At 59.9% G+C, this 15,238-nt stretch carries 15 protein-coding genes; all 15 read right to left on the bottom strand.

Annotated features, from left to right (window positions below):
- Nucleotides 1-84: 84 nt before the first annotated feature.
- On the bottom strand, nt 85-480 hold the full coding sequence (locus HUS57_RS14095; RefSeq protein WP_173934535.1) for a hypothetical protein: 396 nt from the start codon (nt 478-480) through the stop codon (nt 85-87).
- Between the two features lie 464 nt (nt 481-944).
- Nucleotides 945-1,460 (bottom strand): cytochrome c, encoded by a 516-nt coding sequence (locus tag HUS57_RS14090; RefSeq protein WP_173935203.1) that lies wholly within the window; start codon nt 1,458-1,460, stop codon nt 945-947.
- Nucleotides 1,461-2,245: 785 nt separating this feature from the next.
- On the bottom strand, nt 2,246-3,634 hold the full coding sequence (locus tag HUS57_RS14085; RefSeq protein ID WP_173934534.1) for an amidase: 1,389 nt from the start codon (nt 3,632-3,634) through the stop codon (nt 2,246-2,248).
- Nucleotides 3,631-3,831 (bottom strand): hypothetical protein, encoded by a 201-nt coding sequence (locus HUS57_RS14080; protein WP_173934533.1) that lies wholly within the window; start codon nt 3,829-3,831, stop codon nt 3,631-3,633. Before HUS57_RS14080 ends, HUS57_RS14085 begins: the two co-directional genes overlap by 4 nt.
- Before the next feature lie 21 nt (nt 3,832-3,852).
- Nucleotides 3,853-5,277: an amidase gene (locus HUS57_RS14075; protein ID WP_173934532.1), complete on the bottom strand. Its 1,425-nt coding sequence runs from the start codon at nt 5,275-5,277 to the stop codon at nt 3,853-3,855.
- Between the two features lie 10 nt (nt 5,278-5,287).
- The gene (locus HUS57_RS14070; protein WP_173934531.1) at nt 5,288-5,509 is read right to left on the bottom strand and encodes a hypothetical protein; all 222 of its coding nucleotides are present in this window, start codon (nt 5,507-5,509) and stop codon (nt 5,288-5,290) included.
- Nucleotides 5,506-6,522 carry an oligopeptide/dipeptide ABC transporter ATP-binding protein gene (locus HUS57_RS14065; RefSeq protein ID WP_173934530.1) on the bottom strand — a complete coding sequence of 339 codons (1,017 nt, stop codon included), beginning with the start codon at nt 6,520-6,522 and terminating at the stop codon, nt 5,506-5,508. The genes HUS57_RS14070 and HUS57_RS14065 overlap by 4 nt, the downstream gene beginning before the upstream one ends.
- A gap of 3 nt (nt 6,523-6,525) precedes the next feature.
- Entirely contained in the window at nt 6,526-7,509 is a 984-nt protein-coding gene (locus tag HUS57_RS14060) for an ABC transporter ATP-binding protein (protein WP_173934529.1), read from the bottom strand.
- Nucleotides 7,506-8,354 (bottom strand): ABC transporter permease, encoded by an 849-nt coding sequence (locus tag HUS57_RS14055; RefSeq protein ID WP_173934528.1) that lies wholly within the window; start codon nt 8,352-8,354, stop codon nt 7,506-7,508. The genes HUS57_RS14060 and HUS57_RS14055 overlap by 4 nt, the downstream gene beginning before the upstream one ends.
- Nucleotides 8,351-9,382 carry an ABC transporter permease gene (locus HUS57_RS14050; protein WP_246727879.1) on the bottom strand — a complete coding sequence of 344 codons (1,032 nt, stop codon included), beginning with the start codon at nt 9,380-9,382 and terminating at the stop codon, nt 8,351-8,353. The genes HUS57_RS14055 and HUS57_RS14050 overlap by 4 nt, the downstream gene beginning before the upstream one ends.
- Nucleotides 9,383-9,386: 4 nt before the next feature.
- Nucleotides 9,387-11,018, bottom strand: a complete 1,632-nt coding sequence (locus HUS57_RS14045) for an ABC transporter substrate-binding protein (RefSeq protein ID WP_173934527.1) — start codon at nt 11,016-11,018, stop codon at nt 9,387-9,389.
- Between the two features lie 307 nt (nt 11,019-11,325).
- Nucleotides 11,326-12,678, bottom strand: coding sequence for an amidase (locus HUS57_RS14040; protein ID WP_173934526.1), 1,353 nt, complete (start codon nt 12,676-12,678; stop codon nt 11,326-11,328).
- Between the two features lie 31 nt (nt 12,679-12,709).
- Nucleotides 12,710-13,639: a polysaccharide deacetylase family protein gene (locus tag HUS57_RS14035; RefSeq protein ID WP_173934525.1), complete on the bottom strand. Its 930-nt coding sequence runs from the start codon at nt 13,637-13,639 to the stop codon at nt 12,710-12,712.
- On the bottom strand, nt 13,636-14,556 hold the full coding sequence (locus tag HUS57_RS14030; protein ID WP_173934524.1) for a polysaccharide deacetylase family protein: 921 nt from the start codon (nt 14,554-14,556) through the stop codon (nt 13,636-13,638). Before HUS57_RS14030 ends, HUS57_RS14035 begins: the two co-directional genes overlap by 4 nt.
- Nucleotides 14,546-15,235: an isochorismatase family protein gene (locus HUS57_RS14025; RefSeq protein ID WP_173934523.1), complete on the bottom strand. Its 690-nt coding sequence runs from the start codon at nt 15,233-15,235 to the stop codon at nt 14,546-14,548. Before HUS57_RS14025 ends, HUS57_RS14030 begins: the two co-directional genes overlap by 11 nt.
- Nucleotides 15,236-15,238 lie beyond the last annotated feature (3 nt).

Here is a 15,238-nt window from a genome sequence, read left to right as displayed (position 1 = left end):
CCCGGTTTTTACAGTACCCGTGCGCCTGCAGAACGAGCAATGGACGCCGTACCCTGTTGAACTTTCGCATCTTCCCGGAGCCGCTCAGGCGCTCCCGTCGATACCGTTGGTGCGGCATAACGTACCGTCATTTTGCTGCAATGCAACAAAATTACAACAAGGCCCGTCCGATGGGGCCACCTGCTGCAGCGGAATGGCATCACAAATCCGGTGGGGGCTAGTGTTTGGCCGATCCGGATGCTTTATTCGCTCGGTGCGATGGTCAATCGATGAGGGCGCAGGCGGCAAGGCTCCTCCGAGACCATCGGTCACAACTCGATACCCGCCCAAGAACGCAAAACTGCTTTGCAAATGCCGGATACGCTCAAACCTGATGCATGCCGCCCTTACCAAGATGTCGCGCCGCGGCACGCCGCGAATACCCGCTTCGACAAACGCAACAACCCCATGGCGCAGATCCGCCGAATAGCTCTTGCCCAAGATCCTCCGCAATCCTGGCAAATCACGAGCAAGGCCCAATCTTTCGATTCAGATTTACAAGCCGATGCTCTTAGCGCGGGCAGCAGGGCAACGCCCGCCGCCAGCTGCTCCTGAACCTGGCGCATTGAGCCGCGCGGACAACCGGTCCATGTAAGCGTTGAAGAGCTGACCGACACCAGCCAGATCGCACCGGAAAGGCTTGCTTGGAAGGTTCTGCAGGTTCCTCCAAAACCTAGCTGTTGCCGCGGAAGGCATGATCCTTCCGCAGCCTCGCCTCCAGTCCCTCACATAGTCGATACAATTTGAGAATCCTGGTTCCAGCGGAAGCCGCAGAAGTTAACACTCTGGGCTTATCCGCGCCAGAATCATGCTTGGGACGCGTCTGCGAAGCAGCGGCTAGCAAGTTTGACCCGTGGCAGATAACGGCAATTCACCGATCCCAGCCTGCATCTGCCGCATAGCCACTACTGCGGCGGTGCCTCCGCCGCGATCGCACCCGGGGGAACGAGGCGCAGCATGAAGGTCGACACCTCCTCTCCGGGACCGAACGGACCTGGCACAGCATTTTTAACCGGCTCGATTGTCTTTAGATATTCCGCAATTGCATTGGCGTCCTCAGGCGTCAGGTTGGCCAGCGCATGATAAGGCATGATAGGGGCCAGCATCCGCCCATCTGGCCGCTCTCCGGTCTGGAGCGCCGTTACGATTTGCTCGGTCGTCCAGTCTCCTATTCCGGTTTCCTTGTCAGGCGTAAGGTTCCTGCCTACGAAAACTCCCAATCCGGGAATCTCGAACCCGACGTCAGAGCCGCCGAGGAAACGCTCCGGATCGGCACTGCCAAAGAAATAGCCGGGCGTATGGCAGTCATTACAGCCGGAGAATGAGACGAGATATTCCCCGCGCGCGACATCCGCCTCATCGGCTCTTGAGGACAATGGCGAGGCAAGCAAACCTGCCGCAGCCAGCACTGTGAAGCTCATTTTCTTGAGTAGTATCGTTGTAAACGGCATTGTTCCCCTCCCTTACGGGTGAGTTGTTGAAGTAAGTGATACAGAACTCCTCCCATTCCTGTGCGCTGTACCTCCTTCAGTTCATTCGCATGCCGTGATCGTTGAGCGTGCTGCCCAGAGCAAGCTACTCTCTAGCGCGCTCTCGTCGACGATTCAGTCGCAAGTTGTGTCTCCACGACTGCCTCTTATAGTCTATCTGATAGCTGACTGGCACTTTCCCGGCACCCAGATTGATGCCGATCGTGGAACTGGCCATCGGTCCGTATTGGCGGCTGTCCAGATGCCATCAGCCACTGAGTTGCCACTTCCATTATGGAAGGCTATGGCAACGCCGCAAAGCTCCTGCGGGGGCTTCGACTTCAGCTCTGGGTTGAGTGACACCAAGCACGGGCGCACAACGTCATAGTTGCAGTTTTCAGAGTAGTCGCGAGACAGGGTTGCCATGGCTCCTCCGGAGCAGGCGACGCATAGGCGTTTCGTCAGAGTTCTTTTCGTAAAGTAGCCGGTTCATCCAGTCCCGGCGGCAATCCAACACAACGAAATGTCACGCGCATTAGATGGAGATAAAATTCTACAGCATCGCCGCTTGCGGTCAAGCGAGCTTGAGCCCGGACTCTTTTTTATGTGCCCTTCGCAGCAATCCGATGCAGTCAAGCGATTAACATGCGCCATGTTTCTGCGAACAGGCCAGCACGCGGCCGGCCGGGTTATGCTGATCTATCTACCTCAGCATGAGGCGCGGCCTGCATGACGTGTCACGGCAGAGATGGCCGGCGAGTGTGCCAGTTGTGAGCTTGCTCATAGGCATGCGCGATCGTGAATAGACGCGCTTCATCGAAAAAGCGCCCGACGAGCTGGATCGATAGCGGCAATCCATCGCCGCTGAAGCCAGCAGGCACGGCAATAGCAGGATGGCCAGTCAGATTGAACGGTGCGGTAATCGGGTGGCTGCGCCGCCACGGACCGTCGTCGACCTTGTCGAGCGGCACCGGCGGTGACGATGCAGTCGCACACAAGATGGCGTCGTAGCGTTCGATAATGGTGTCGAGCTCGGCAGTCAGTCTGCGCCGAACCCGCAAAGCCTGGACAAGATCACCGCCAGTCACCAGCGCGCCAATGCTCAGGCGCTCGCGCGCCGTGCGCCCATAATCCTCGGGTCTGGATGCCAGGTTCTGCCGGTGGATGGCGAAACCTTCGGCAAGGATGATCGTCCAGGTGGCGGCGTCGAACAATGCGCGCGGCGGAAGCTTTACCTCTTCGACCGTCGCGCCCAGCTCGGCATAGCACCGTGCGGCTTCTGCCACGGCCGCGGCGGTTTCCGCGTCTACGCTGGACTCGGCATTGTAATCGTGTGCAACACCGATCTTCAGCCCGCGAAGCGGACTGCCGATTTCGGCCAGATAGTCCTGCGGCGTAAAACTGGCCGAGCCGGGGTCTTGTGGATCGTGCCCAGCAATAGCCTGCATGGCCAGCGCGCAGTCCTCTACCGTGCGCGCTATCGGCCCGACAAAATCAAGGCTGAAGCTGAGCGGAAGCACGCCGCGGCGGCTGACCGCCCCATAGGTGGGCTTGAGGCCAACGACGCCGTTGCATGCGGCAGGAAATCGGACCGACCCGCCCGTATCGGTGCCAATAGCGAGCGGAACCATGCCGGCGGCGACGGCGACCGCCGAACCAGAACTGGAGCCTCCGCATGCATGGCGGGAACTCCACGGATTGAGTGCGTTCGGCCAAGGAAGGACGTCTGTGGGCGCGCCACGGGCGAACTCGTGTAGCGACAACTTGCCGACGACAATCATTCCCGCGGCTTCAAGCCTTTCGGTTACGCCGGCGCTGGAGGCCGCGATGTTGTTCGCCAGAATTTTGGAATGGGCAGTGGTCAACACGCCTTCCACATCGATATTGTCCTTGAGAGCAACGGGGACACCATGCAGCGGCCCGCGGCGGTGCCCTCGCTTTAGTTCTTCGTCGGCTTTTTCTGCGGCGGCGCGCGCCCGTTCCTCCGTCACTGTGATAAAGGCGTGGACTGTGCTATCGACGGCACTGATCCGTGCAAGCGATGCCTCGACCAGATCGCGTGAACTGACCGCCCCTTCGGCAATCATCCGGGCAGAAGCGGCGAGAGAGGGAACCGGAGCTGTCATTTCCTGTTCTCCGGGACGGCAGGGATCTCCAGCCCGGCAGGCTCGGCGGTCAAAGGTGTTTCATCCTCGTGCAGGAGGGCGGCAAGCTCGCGGTAACCGGCATAGGCCTGGACCATCAGCTCGTACCGCTCCTTCGGCAGCTTCAGCCCGGCGCGGGCAAACCCTGCAATGAATTCCCGTTCTATCGCAGCATCCATTCCGTCACCCTCCTCTCGTGTTCACATGGGGGTCGGCGCCGGCGCATGCCGGTGCCATTCTGTGTCGCGTTGAAATGCATCGGCAGTACGTAGCAGCCGTGCTTCGGCGAATGGCCGCCCCGCCAGTTGCAGGCCGATGGGCAGGCCACGCGGATCGAAACCGCAGGGAATGCTGATGGCGGGTAGGCCAAGATAGCTGAACTGCCTGGTGTTCTGGGACGGCGACAGGAAGCGTCGTACAACACCCTCGGCTCCGCTTTCGATGTCGGTTTCGGCTCGGGTCGGAATCATCTTCGCGATGGTGGGCGTGGCGAGCAGGTCCACCTTAGCAAAGACCGGCCCGGCAAACTCCGACAAGACCGACGCACGCCGGCGCAGCGCCTCGACGTAAAGCGCGCCTGGAATTGCGTAGTTGGGATACATGCGGCCGCTGACGCTGCTGGCATAATCGTCTGCGCGCTCCCGCATCCATTGGGCATGGCAGGCGGCAAGCTCTACCCGGCTGACGACTGCCGAACAGGCGGTAAGCGTATCCATGGCGGGCAGATCGATCATGCAAACGCTCGCGCCCCGCCCCTCCAGCACCTCAAGTGCGTCTTCGAACGCTGCCTGCACTGCATCGTCCACTTCCGCGGCGAAGCCATTGCGCGGAATGCCAATGCGCAATCCCCGCAAATTGCCGTTCAGCGCGGCCCTGTAATCAGGCACCGACCGGGCACTGGACGTTGCATCGGCCGCATCGGCACCGGCGATCGCCTGCAAAAGGATTGCACAATCTTCGGCCGTACGGGCCAAGGGGCCAATGCAGTCCATGGAGAAAGATAGCGGCATTGCGCCATGCCTGCTCACGCGCGACCATGTCGGTTTCAGGCCAGTTACGCCGCAGCAGGCGGCAGGTATGCGCACAGACCCTCCGGTATCGGAACCGAGCGAGCCGAACACCATGCGCGCGGCCACCGCAGCACCGGACCCCGAGGAAGATCCCCCGCTTATATAGCCGGCATTCCATGGGTTGCGGCAATCGCCGAAATGAGGATTGTGGCCGGTCGGTCCTTGTGCAAATTCCGCCATGTTGAGGCCGCCGATCGTGATCGCTCCGGCTTCCTCCAGCCGAGCGACCGCAGTTGCCCTGCCTTCGGGACGGTGCTCGGAGCGTATCTTCGAACCGCAGGTCGCAAGCTTTCCCCGATTGGCGAACATATCCTTGTGGGCAAGCGGAATTCCATGCAGCGGCGGCAGCTCTTTCGCGGCGGCGCTCTGCCGATCCAGTTCACGGGCGGCCGCAAGCGCTGCCTCTTGATCATGCCAGATGAATGCATTGACTGCCGGTTCGTCACGCTCGATCCGCTTGAAGCACGCCGCAACAAGCTCCTCCGCCCCAAGGTCGCGGCGCTGAATGGCGGATGCAGCTTCCGCCAGCGTCATATCCGCAATCGAGTGGTTCATCGGTCAGCGGTCACGGCAGGTCGACAGGATCAGCAAACTGCTCCAGCGCAGCCGGATAATCGGCAGGCTCGTCATCGAAATTGGAAGGATCCAGCTTCGCGAAGGCGGATGGGATAGCCTCGACATCGCGGGCGAATGAAAGAGCGGCGGCGTTGGCGGGGACGATACCCCACCAGAAGCTTATCGCTTCCTGAATCAAACGCAGTCCATCCCGTTCCACGTCATTGGTCATGACGCGCAGCGAACTTCCTTCGCCGTGGCAGAATCGGCGAGATGGGTTTGGTCAACCCCATTGCTCGCTTCGATCTCTTCGGCGAAATGGCAGGCGACCTGCAATCCGCCACCCCTATCGCGCAGGGCGGGAGCTTCTGCTGCGCACCGCTCTCGTGCGAAGGGGCAACGTGTGCGGAAGGTGCATCCGGAAGGCGGATTGACCGGGCTCGGTACATCGCCCTCCAGCAATTCGACCTTGTCTTTTCCGACCGCGTGATCGGGGATCGCGTTGATAAGCGCCCGCGTATATGGGTGATTTCGCCGCGACCAGACTGCTTCAGCCGGACCGATCTCGACGATGCGGCCAAGATACATGACGGCGATTCGGTGCGAGATGTAACGCACAACCGCCAGGTCATGGGAGATGAAGAGATAGGCCAGGCCAAGCCGCTTCTGCAGATCAATGAAAAGATTCAGAACCTGCGCCTGAACGGATACGTCCAGAGCCGATACGGCTTCGTCGCAGACGAGCAGGCTGGGCTCCAGAGCCAACGCCCGGGCAATGCTGACACGCTGGCGCTGTCCACCGGACATTTCGTGTGGAAAGCGTTTCAAATGGTAAGATGCCAATCCGACCTGCTTGGCAATTTCTTCTACGCGCTTGCGCCGCTCGCGCTTGCTGCCGATGCGGTGAACCATGAGCGGCTCTTCGATAATGCGCCCAACGCTAAGGCGTGGATTAAGCGCGCCGCTGGGATCCTGGAACACCATCTGCACTGCACGTGCACGCGCAAAGCGGTTGATGCCTTTGCCTTCATCCTGGACGCCGTCGAGCGTCAGCTTTCCTTCGGTCGGCTGCGATATCCCGACGATACACCGTGCCAGCGTGGACTTCCCGCAGCCGGATTCGCCGACCAGGCCCAGCGTCTCGCCGGCGTCGACATGGATGGTGATGCCGTCGACAGCGCGGAGCATTCCCCGGGGCGTCTTGTGATGGACCTTGAGGTCCTCTGTCTGGAGTACCGTCGTCATTGTTCAGTCTTGCCTGCCAACGGGATGGAAACAACGCACCGCACGATCTGCTTCAAGCGTCGTGAATTGGGGGCGTACAGCCTTGCAATCGTCCTGCGCATAAATGCAGCGCGGCTGGAAGAGACAGCCCTCTGGGCGCGCCGTGGGAGGAGGCACAGCACCGTGGATGTCCAGAAGCCGGTGCCCCTGTACAGAAAAGCTTCCATGCGGACGTGCCGCAAGAAGGCCGGCAGTATAGGGATGGCGGGGATTATCCAGCACCGCATCGACCGGTCCCTCTTCCACGACCGCACCGGCATACATCACCACAATGCGGTCAGCGACTTGCCGCACGACGCCGAGATCGTGCGTGATGAGCAGAAGCCCCAGGTCAGCCTCGCGCTGCAGCGTTTTCAGCAGTTGGAGAATCTGGGCCTGGACCGTCACGTCCAGCGCCGTGGTTGGTTCATCGGCGATCAGCAGCGATGGATTGCAGGCGATTGCTATTGCGATGACAACACGCTGCCGCATGCCGCCAGACAGACGGTGCGGATAGTCATGAAAGCGCTCCGCGGCATCCGGAATGCGAACCTGTTCGAGCAGCTCGATAGCCCTCTTTTCCGCCTCTGCTTTGCTCATCGGCTGATGCGCGCGCAACACCTCAACCACCTGCGCCCCAACCGTCAGGACGGGATTGAGAGCGGTGAGCGGCTCCTGAAAGATCATGGCCATGCGGTTGCCGCGATAGTGGCGAAGAGCTTTCTGATCGAGGTTAATAAGATTCGTGCCCTCGAGCTCAATCGCACCGCCTGTTCGGAGGTTCTCCGACAGAAGCCCCATGACAGACAAAGCCGTCAAAGATTTTCCGCAACCCGACTCGCCAACCAGCCCGACCGTCTCGCCCCGGCGAACGGTGAAGTTAACCTGCTCGACCAGTGGAACCGCATCGCCGTAGCTGATCGACAGATTCTCCACGCTGAGCAAGGGAGCAGCAGGAGTAAGGCTCATGATCTTTCCTTAAGGCGTGGATTGAGGACGTCGTTTAGCGCGTCACCAAGGAGGTTGAGCGCAAGAACGGTCAGGACCAAGGCCGCAGCGGGAATGGCCGTCATGTACCAGGCTGTGCGCAATGCTGCACGTCCATTGCCGAGCATGGTGCCCCAGCTCATGGCGTTCGGGTCTCCGAGGCCCAGGAACGAAAGGCTCGCCTCGACAATGATCGCTGTCGCGACCAGAACGGAGGAGGCGACGATGATGGGCGCAAGACAATTCGGCAGTATCTGTGTGAAGATGATGCGCAGGTCCGACATTCCAATGATGCGGCAGGACTGGACGAAGTCATAGGTCCGCAAGCGCAGGAACTCGGCTCTTACAAGCCTTGCGATCATCGGCCACGAAACGATTGCGATGGCTACGATGATGGTTACCAGAGACGGTCCGACGATGCCGACAATCGCAATGGCAGACAGGAAGGAAGGAATGGTCTGCATCGCGTCGGTGAGCCGCATCAGCACGTCGTCGATCCAGCCGCCGTAGTAACCACTCAGTCCACCGATAATCGTGCCGATAGCCACGGAGAAGATCGCGGCTGCAGCGCCTACTGCAAGAGAGACGCGGGAACCGTGGAAAAGGCCCGCCGCAAGGTCGCGTCCGAGCGAATCCGTGCCAAGTGGCAAAGCCGGGTTTTGGCCTGGCCAGAGGCGGGGCGAGCCGGAAAGGCTCCACGGCCCGGATGGATAGAAATAGCCAGCACCCAACGCCATCCCCAGCACGAGAAGGAGGAGCAGCAGTCCCACCAGACCGCTGGGATGGCGCAGGAGCCTTGCAATCAGAGATTGGCTGCCAGAGTTCATGTGAGTTCAACCCGGGGATCAAGGACCATGTAGAGCAGGTCGATGATGAAATTGACGACCACCACGCTCAGGGAGCTGATGAAGAGGACACCCAAAAGAAGGTTAGTGTCCCGCTCGAAAACTGCGTCGAACGCAGTCCGGCCCATGCCTGGCAGGCCGAAGATGGTTTCAATCAGGACAGCGCCGCCAACCAGCGCGCTGACTTGAAGGCCAGCCATGGTGACCAGCGGAAGCATGGCGTTACGAAGCGCGTGCACATAGATCACGCGGCGTTCGGAAATGCCCTTGGCCCGTGCCGTCCGAACATAGTCCAGCTTGAGCACCTCAAGCATGGCAGCACGCCCGATCCGCCCGTAGATCGCGATGTAGAATGTGCATAATGCCGCCACTGGCATGGCAAGATGTTTTGCGACATCCCAGGCATAAGCAAGCCCGGTTGCTTGCGTGCCCACCGTGGCAAAACCCGCAATCGGCATTACGCCCAGGAACACAGAGAAAAACAGGATGAAGCAAATCGCAATGACGAAGGACGGTGTTGCGTAAAAAAGCAACATCACCATCGAAATCGCCAGATCGATGGGTTTGCCCGCATTGCGCGCGGAAACGACGCCGAGCAAAGCGCCAAGCGTCATCGAGACGACGACGGAAGAGGCGACAAGGATGGCCGTTACCGGCCATCGTTGCATAATGACATCCAGAACTGGAGCCGCGTTCAGAGGAGAATAGCCGAAGTCGAGCGTGACCAGCCGCTTCATGTAGAGAAAAAGCTGAACAAGAAGCGGCTGATCGAGGCCGTACTGCGTGCGCAATGCGGCCATCTGCTCGGCGGTCATATCAGAGTTTCCGGCGAGCACGTCGACTAGATCGCCAGGTGCCATCTTCAAGAGGAAGAAGCTACCGACGATGACCAGCAGCAACACCAGGACTGCCTGGCTGAGCCGCCGCAGGACATAGCGCGGAAGCGGACCACTGAGAAAGTGGAACGGTACAGCAGTCTGCCTCGTAGCTGAAGTCGGGCTCGCACTCACGGTTTTACTCCTCGATCCAGCAGTTTGCCAGATTGCCTAAGGCGCCTACGGCATCAACCGTGTGATCCTTGACCTTCCGCCACGCAATTGTGGCGCGGGTCGTGTGGACGACTGGCAGCGTCGGAAGGTCGGTCATTGCGATCTGCTGGAACTTTGCAAACTGCTCCTTGCGCTTCTCCGGATCGAGTTCGACCTGCGCGGCTTCCAGCAGCTCGTCGACTTCCGGATTGGAGTAATTCGAGGCGTTGGAGAATGCGACGCCGGGCTTGAAGTTCTTCGACCAGTAAAAGCGCTGAACTCCGATCGTGGGATCGGCACCCATCGCCGCGGTGTAGAGGCACAGGTCGAAATCGCGGTCCGTCCAGCAGCGCTTGATGAAGACTGCATAGTCCTGAGTGCGGATCGTAAGCCGGATGCCAATCTGGCGGAGCTGCTCACGGATGTACTCGGCGGCAATCAGCGATTCATCACCATAGGGCGTGGGATCGATGGTCAGGTCGAAGCGCACGCCGTTCGCGCCGCGCGGGTAGCCAGCCTCATCGAGCAGGGCCTCAGCCTTGGCGAGGTCATAGGGATAGCTCGGAACGCCCTCGGTCGTGAAGAACGCGCGCTGCTCGTGGTGGAGCGGCGTAGCTCCCGCGACGCCAAAGCCGTGCCAGACATTGTCCACGATCCATTGGCGGTCAATGGCGTGAGCAATGGCATGCCGTACCCGCGCGTCCTTGAAGATCTCGCGGTCAAGATTGAAGTCCATCTGATGATTGCTGGCGGACGTCTCGTAGCCCTCTTCAACCATTTCGAAGTCGGGAGATTCTGCAAGCCGCAGCGTGTCGAGCGCGGGCAGGAAGTTGAGGAATACGACGTCAGCCTGGCCCGATTCCAGCATTGCCGTGCGCGTCGAGGCGTCGGGAATATACTGCACGATGATCCGGTCGAGATAGGGCTTGTCTCCGTCCCAGTAGTCCGGGTTGCGTTCCATGACGATGGAAACCCCGCGCTCATAGCTTGCGAGCTTGAACGCGCCCGTGCCAATCGGGTTGGTATTGGCCGGGTTCTCCATGATGTTCGTGCCCTCGTAAATGTGGGCAGGCAGAATCGGCGACTCGCGCCCATCAAGCGCCTTCATGATGGCAGGGGCGGGCCTTGACAGAACGAAGATCGCGGTCAGATCGTCCGGTGTCTCAACCGTTTCGAGATCGGCGAAGAGCGAGCGGCCACGGCCATGATGGACCTTGATGACCTCCATGAAGGTGAAGGCCACGTCCTTTGATGTGAAGGGCTCGCCATCATGCCATTTCACGCCCTCGCGCAAATTGAAGGTGATGCGCTTGCCGTCCTCCGAAATTGACCAGCTGGTCGCCAAGGCAGGCTTCTCGACCATCCCATAATCGTAGCCCAGAAGGCCATCGAAGAACTTGGGCGAGAGAAACGATTCCGGCCCGGAAGTGGTGATCGCCGCATTCATGTATGTGGTGCCTGGCCAAGCAACCGTGGTTAGCGTACCGCCATGCTTGGGTGTCTGCCCCTGCGCGAAAGCCGAGCCAACGGAAGAACCGATAGCTGCCGGGAATGCTGCGCTGGATGCCAGACCGGCAATAAACCCGCGCCGGTCGATATGAAAGATCTGTTTCTTCACCCTAACTTACCTCCTCTTCAAAATTGCGCCTCTTTAAACGCAATTCGATGTCCTTACCCTTGGATGTGCTCTGCTCGCGACAGGTGGAAAGCAAATCACTCTGCCTACTGGTCATTCTGTCTGACAAAAACTCCCCCTTGTCTGACAAAAAAGCTCACATTGCAACCTGAATCTGTCAAGGCTGTTTTTCCGTGTGCGGGCCAATTTGTCGTTTAACCGTATGCTTTTATTATGCTATTCTCCGCTGTCCGCTAACAGACAACATCATTGCCTGCCCACGACAACGGAAACATTGTCCGGCAAAGTTTCAACTTTGATGGGCTGCATCGCTAACCAGAGTGTTGAGAAGCCCCGCCACCGCAACGACACGCCTGTCCGCAAAACGCGGAGCGGTAACGGTCAATCCAACCGGCATTCCGTTCGGCCCGAAGAAGCCAGGCACATTGACGCAAGGTGTGTGTAGCAGAGTCCATATTCGATTGAAGGTCGCCGCGCCGGTATTCTCCAGTCCTAACGGCGCCTCCCCGGCCGTGCTTGGGGTTATCACGCCATCATAGGGCGCCGCAAGCTCGTCAAATCGGGCGCGGCATTCCGCCGCCAGGTTATAGGCCCGGCGCAGATCCGCACGGCTGTAGCCGGCCTCATTGCGCATCGTTGCTACGAGCTCGGGATAGAGTGTATCGCCCAGCGCCATGAATTCCGGAAGGAAAGTGCTGCGCATTTCACTCTGCATCACCACCTTATGGGCGCCGGTCAAACCGGCGAATGGCTCAGGAAGCTCAAGACACTCGATCTTTGCGCCCGCCTTTTTCAGTAAGGCGGTACAGCGCTCCATAGCATCGCGCGTTGCCGGTTCGGCCTGGTCCCACACGGGGGAATGGCAGATCGCAATCCTTGCGCCGTCAAGCGCTTCAGGAAGGGTATGACCATCATCCTCGATCGAGAAGACATCGCAAAGAAGGGCAATGTCCGCTGCCGAGCGGCCGTACCAACCGATCGTGTCGATGCTGGGCGCACAAGCTTTCATGCCTTCTGTCGACACGACGTTCCATGTCGGCTTCATGGCAAAGACGCCGCAATAGGAGCCAGGCCGGATAACGGAACCGCCGGTCTGCGTCCCGATTGAAAGGGGCACCTGGAAATCAGCGACCGCAGCAGCAGAACCGCTGGACGAACCACCGGGAGTGCGTGACGGATCATGCGGGTTGCGTGTCCGGGCGCGCCGTCCGTTCACAGCGAATTCCACGGTGTCATTCTTACCGAAGATTACCGCTCCGGCAGCCCGCAACAGGGCGACCACCGCCGCATCCATCTTTGGGTGATGCGATGTGAAATGCGGCGAATTATAGGTCGTCGGCAGGTCGTGGGTAAACAGAATGTCCTTGATGCCGACCGGAACGCCATGCAGAGCGCCCTTTGCAGGCTCCGCGTCCCGCGCGGCAGCCTGCTTCCGGACCATTTCCGGATCGAACACGGTCCACGCGCGCACATTCTCATCGCGGGAAAGAGTGCGCGCAATGCAGCTTTCTGCAAGGGCAGATGCGGTCAGCTCTCCCCTTGCAATGGAGGCGGCGGCTTCGGATGCGGTCAGCCCGAAGGCGGCATCCGCTTGCGCGGTCGGACCTGCCTGACGCTTCGCGATCTCTTGGCACTTGCTCATTACATGCTCTCTCATCGCGCAGAGGCGCGTCTTATTTCGACGTGCTTTCTACCCAGTAGCCGCGAATCTCCTCGCCGGTCGCCGCGCGCGTATCCGGTGTTGCCAGGATGCGGCCGAGCAAGTTGTCTATCGTGCGGATCTGCGCCGGCAGTCCCGCAACCCATGGGCTGAGGGAAAGTGACAGTATGCGTCCGCCTCGCGTGTCCGCCTCCTGCCGCAGACACTGGCAGGCCATTTCGATCTGATGCGCATAGACGGCGGAGGGCAGCGCCTGCTGGTAGAGGATCTTCCGATCGGAAAGATCGTAAGACAGCGGCATTTGCGTCAACGTGGCGTTTGCCGTCGAGAAGCTGTACGGCATATCGTCATTGATCCAGTCCGCGATATAGAGGGCGCCCGCCTCGGCAACCAGGTCTGGCGTATTCTGGGATTGGGAATGGGCGGGCGAATGCCACCCGGTTACGGCCTGACCCGACAAGCGGCGCAGCTCGGCGAAAGAGCGTTGCACCTGTTCGCGTTCGGCTGCTTCGTCGAGCCCGCCATAATGCAGATGCCCCATATCGGTGCCACTGGCAGCGATCTCCCAGCTTCGCTCGACAATGCGATCGAGCAGGTACGGATAGCGAACCGCCACTTGCGAGTTCATCGCGACGGTTGGCTTGATCCCGTGACGGTCAAACAGCTTCATCAGGCGGTAGAAACCGACCCGGTTTCCGTAATCGCGCTGGGTATAGTCCCAGACGCTGAGACCCGGCCTGCTCATGCCGCCAGCCGGAATAAAAGGTTTGGACGGCATGTTCAGCGGAAAATGCTCCAGGTGAAGCGTCACCCAAACCAACAGCTTTGCGCCATTGGGCCACGTTACCGGCTTTGCCGTCGCCAGCCGCCTGTACTCATATCGGTCGTGATCCATGCCGGGACCACGATGCGGATATTCGAAGTAGCTCGGCTCAATAGTCATGCCGCCGCCCCTTTCACACTGTCGATGAAGGACTGGGCCTCGTCATAATGATTATCAAGGTACCATTTTGCGATTTCCCGACCGGTCGCCAGCCACACGCCATCGTGCGACGTGATGTATTTGAGCGCCTCGTCCAGGAGCCACAGCCTGTGCGGCTGTCCGATGAGGTAGGGGTGAAGCGGCAGGCACATGACAGTGCCGCTTTCCTCGCCCTCCTCATAGAGCTGGTCGAAATGGTCCTTGATGAGCTGCAGATAGTCCTGCGGCGAAATATTGCGGAAGTTCAGCACAGGGACGTCATTGACGTCCATCATGTAAGGCACGCTGACGAAGCGTTTCCCCGACCGCGTCTTCACCGGCATCGGCTGGTCGTCGTGGAACAGGTCGAGCGTATACAGCAGGCCCTCCTCGGCGAGCAGGTCCTGCGTCGTCGCCTCGTTCGAGATGGCGGGCGACAGCCATCCGTCGAGACTCTGGCCGGAGACGCGCTTGATCGTTTCACGGCTGTCGCGGATGATTTCACGCTGCTGTTCTTCCGTCATCCCGTAAAGATAGCGCGTGTTGTAGATGCCGTGGCTGAAGAGTTCCCAATCGAGCTCGCAGCAGCGTTCGATGATCTCGGGAAAATGATCGCACAGCGCCACGTTGAGTGACACCGAGCCGCGCACGCCATATTTCGCCATGACGTCTGCCATGCGGTCGAAGCCGACGCGGTTCCCGTAGTCGCGCATTGAATAGTTCAGAATGTCCGGCTCCGGCCGATACCAGACGCTGCGGGCAGCACTTGGCGGCGGGGCATACTCATAGAACTCGATATTGGGCGCCACCCAGAACGCCAGGCGCTTGCCGCCCGGCCAGACGATCTTGGGCCGGTTCAGATAGGGCGCGTAATCATAGTTGAACGGTTCAGACAGCATCGGAAAGCTCCGCTGTGGCAAGGCCGCCCAGATCGGCGATCAGTTTGCTCGTCGGTACAACGTCACCGTACTTGACGGCGATGTCGTAAAGCGATGCGTAGTGAGCCCAGTCCTCACGATCGGCCACGCATTCCTCCGGCACCACGACGCGATAGCCATGGGACATAGCGTCCACAACGGTTGCGCGGACGCATCCTGACGTGGCCCCTCCGGTCACGATTACAGTGTCCACCCGATTGAAGGTCAGGTAGGATGACAGGTGGGTCTCGAAGAATGCCGACGCCATACGCTTGTGCAGTACAAGGTCCCGTTCGCGGTCAATTTCGAGACGAGGATCTATTTCCGCCTGTTCCGAGCCGTGCCCGACATTCTGCAAAGCCAGTTCGGATTTGCTTCGCACGCCCCACCAGCCGCAGTCCACACCGCCGCGAAGATAGGCCACATAGGTCCAGATCACCGGCATGCCGAGGGAACGCACAGTGCGCGAAAGTTCATTCACCAGCGAGAGCTGCCGGGGGTCCGCCTCATAGGCAGTCGGGAAGGTGGCAGTATCGGTGTAGCGACGCTGCAGGTCCACATTGAGCAGGGCGACGCGCTCGCCGATGCCGAATGGCGGAAGCTTCGGGGCGCTCTTATACGCCTCAAAGATTTCCTTCATCGTCTTGTCGGAGGTTATCATCGC

This window comes from Chelativorans sp. Marseille-P2723 (genome assembly GCF_902809845.1).
Taxonomy (GTDB): domain Bacteria; phylum Pseudomonadota; class Alphaproteobacteria; order Rhizobiales; family Rhizobiaceae; genus Chelativorans.
Note: the sequence above shows the minus strand (reverse complement) of the source record. Positions and strands in the feature narration are given on the sequence as shown.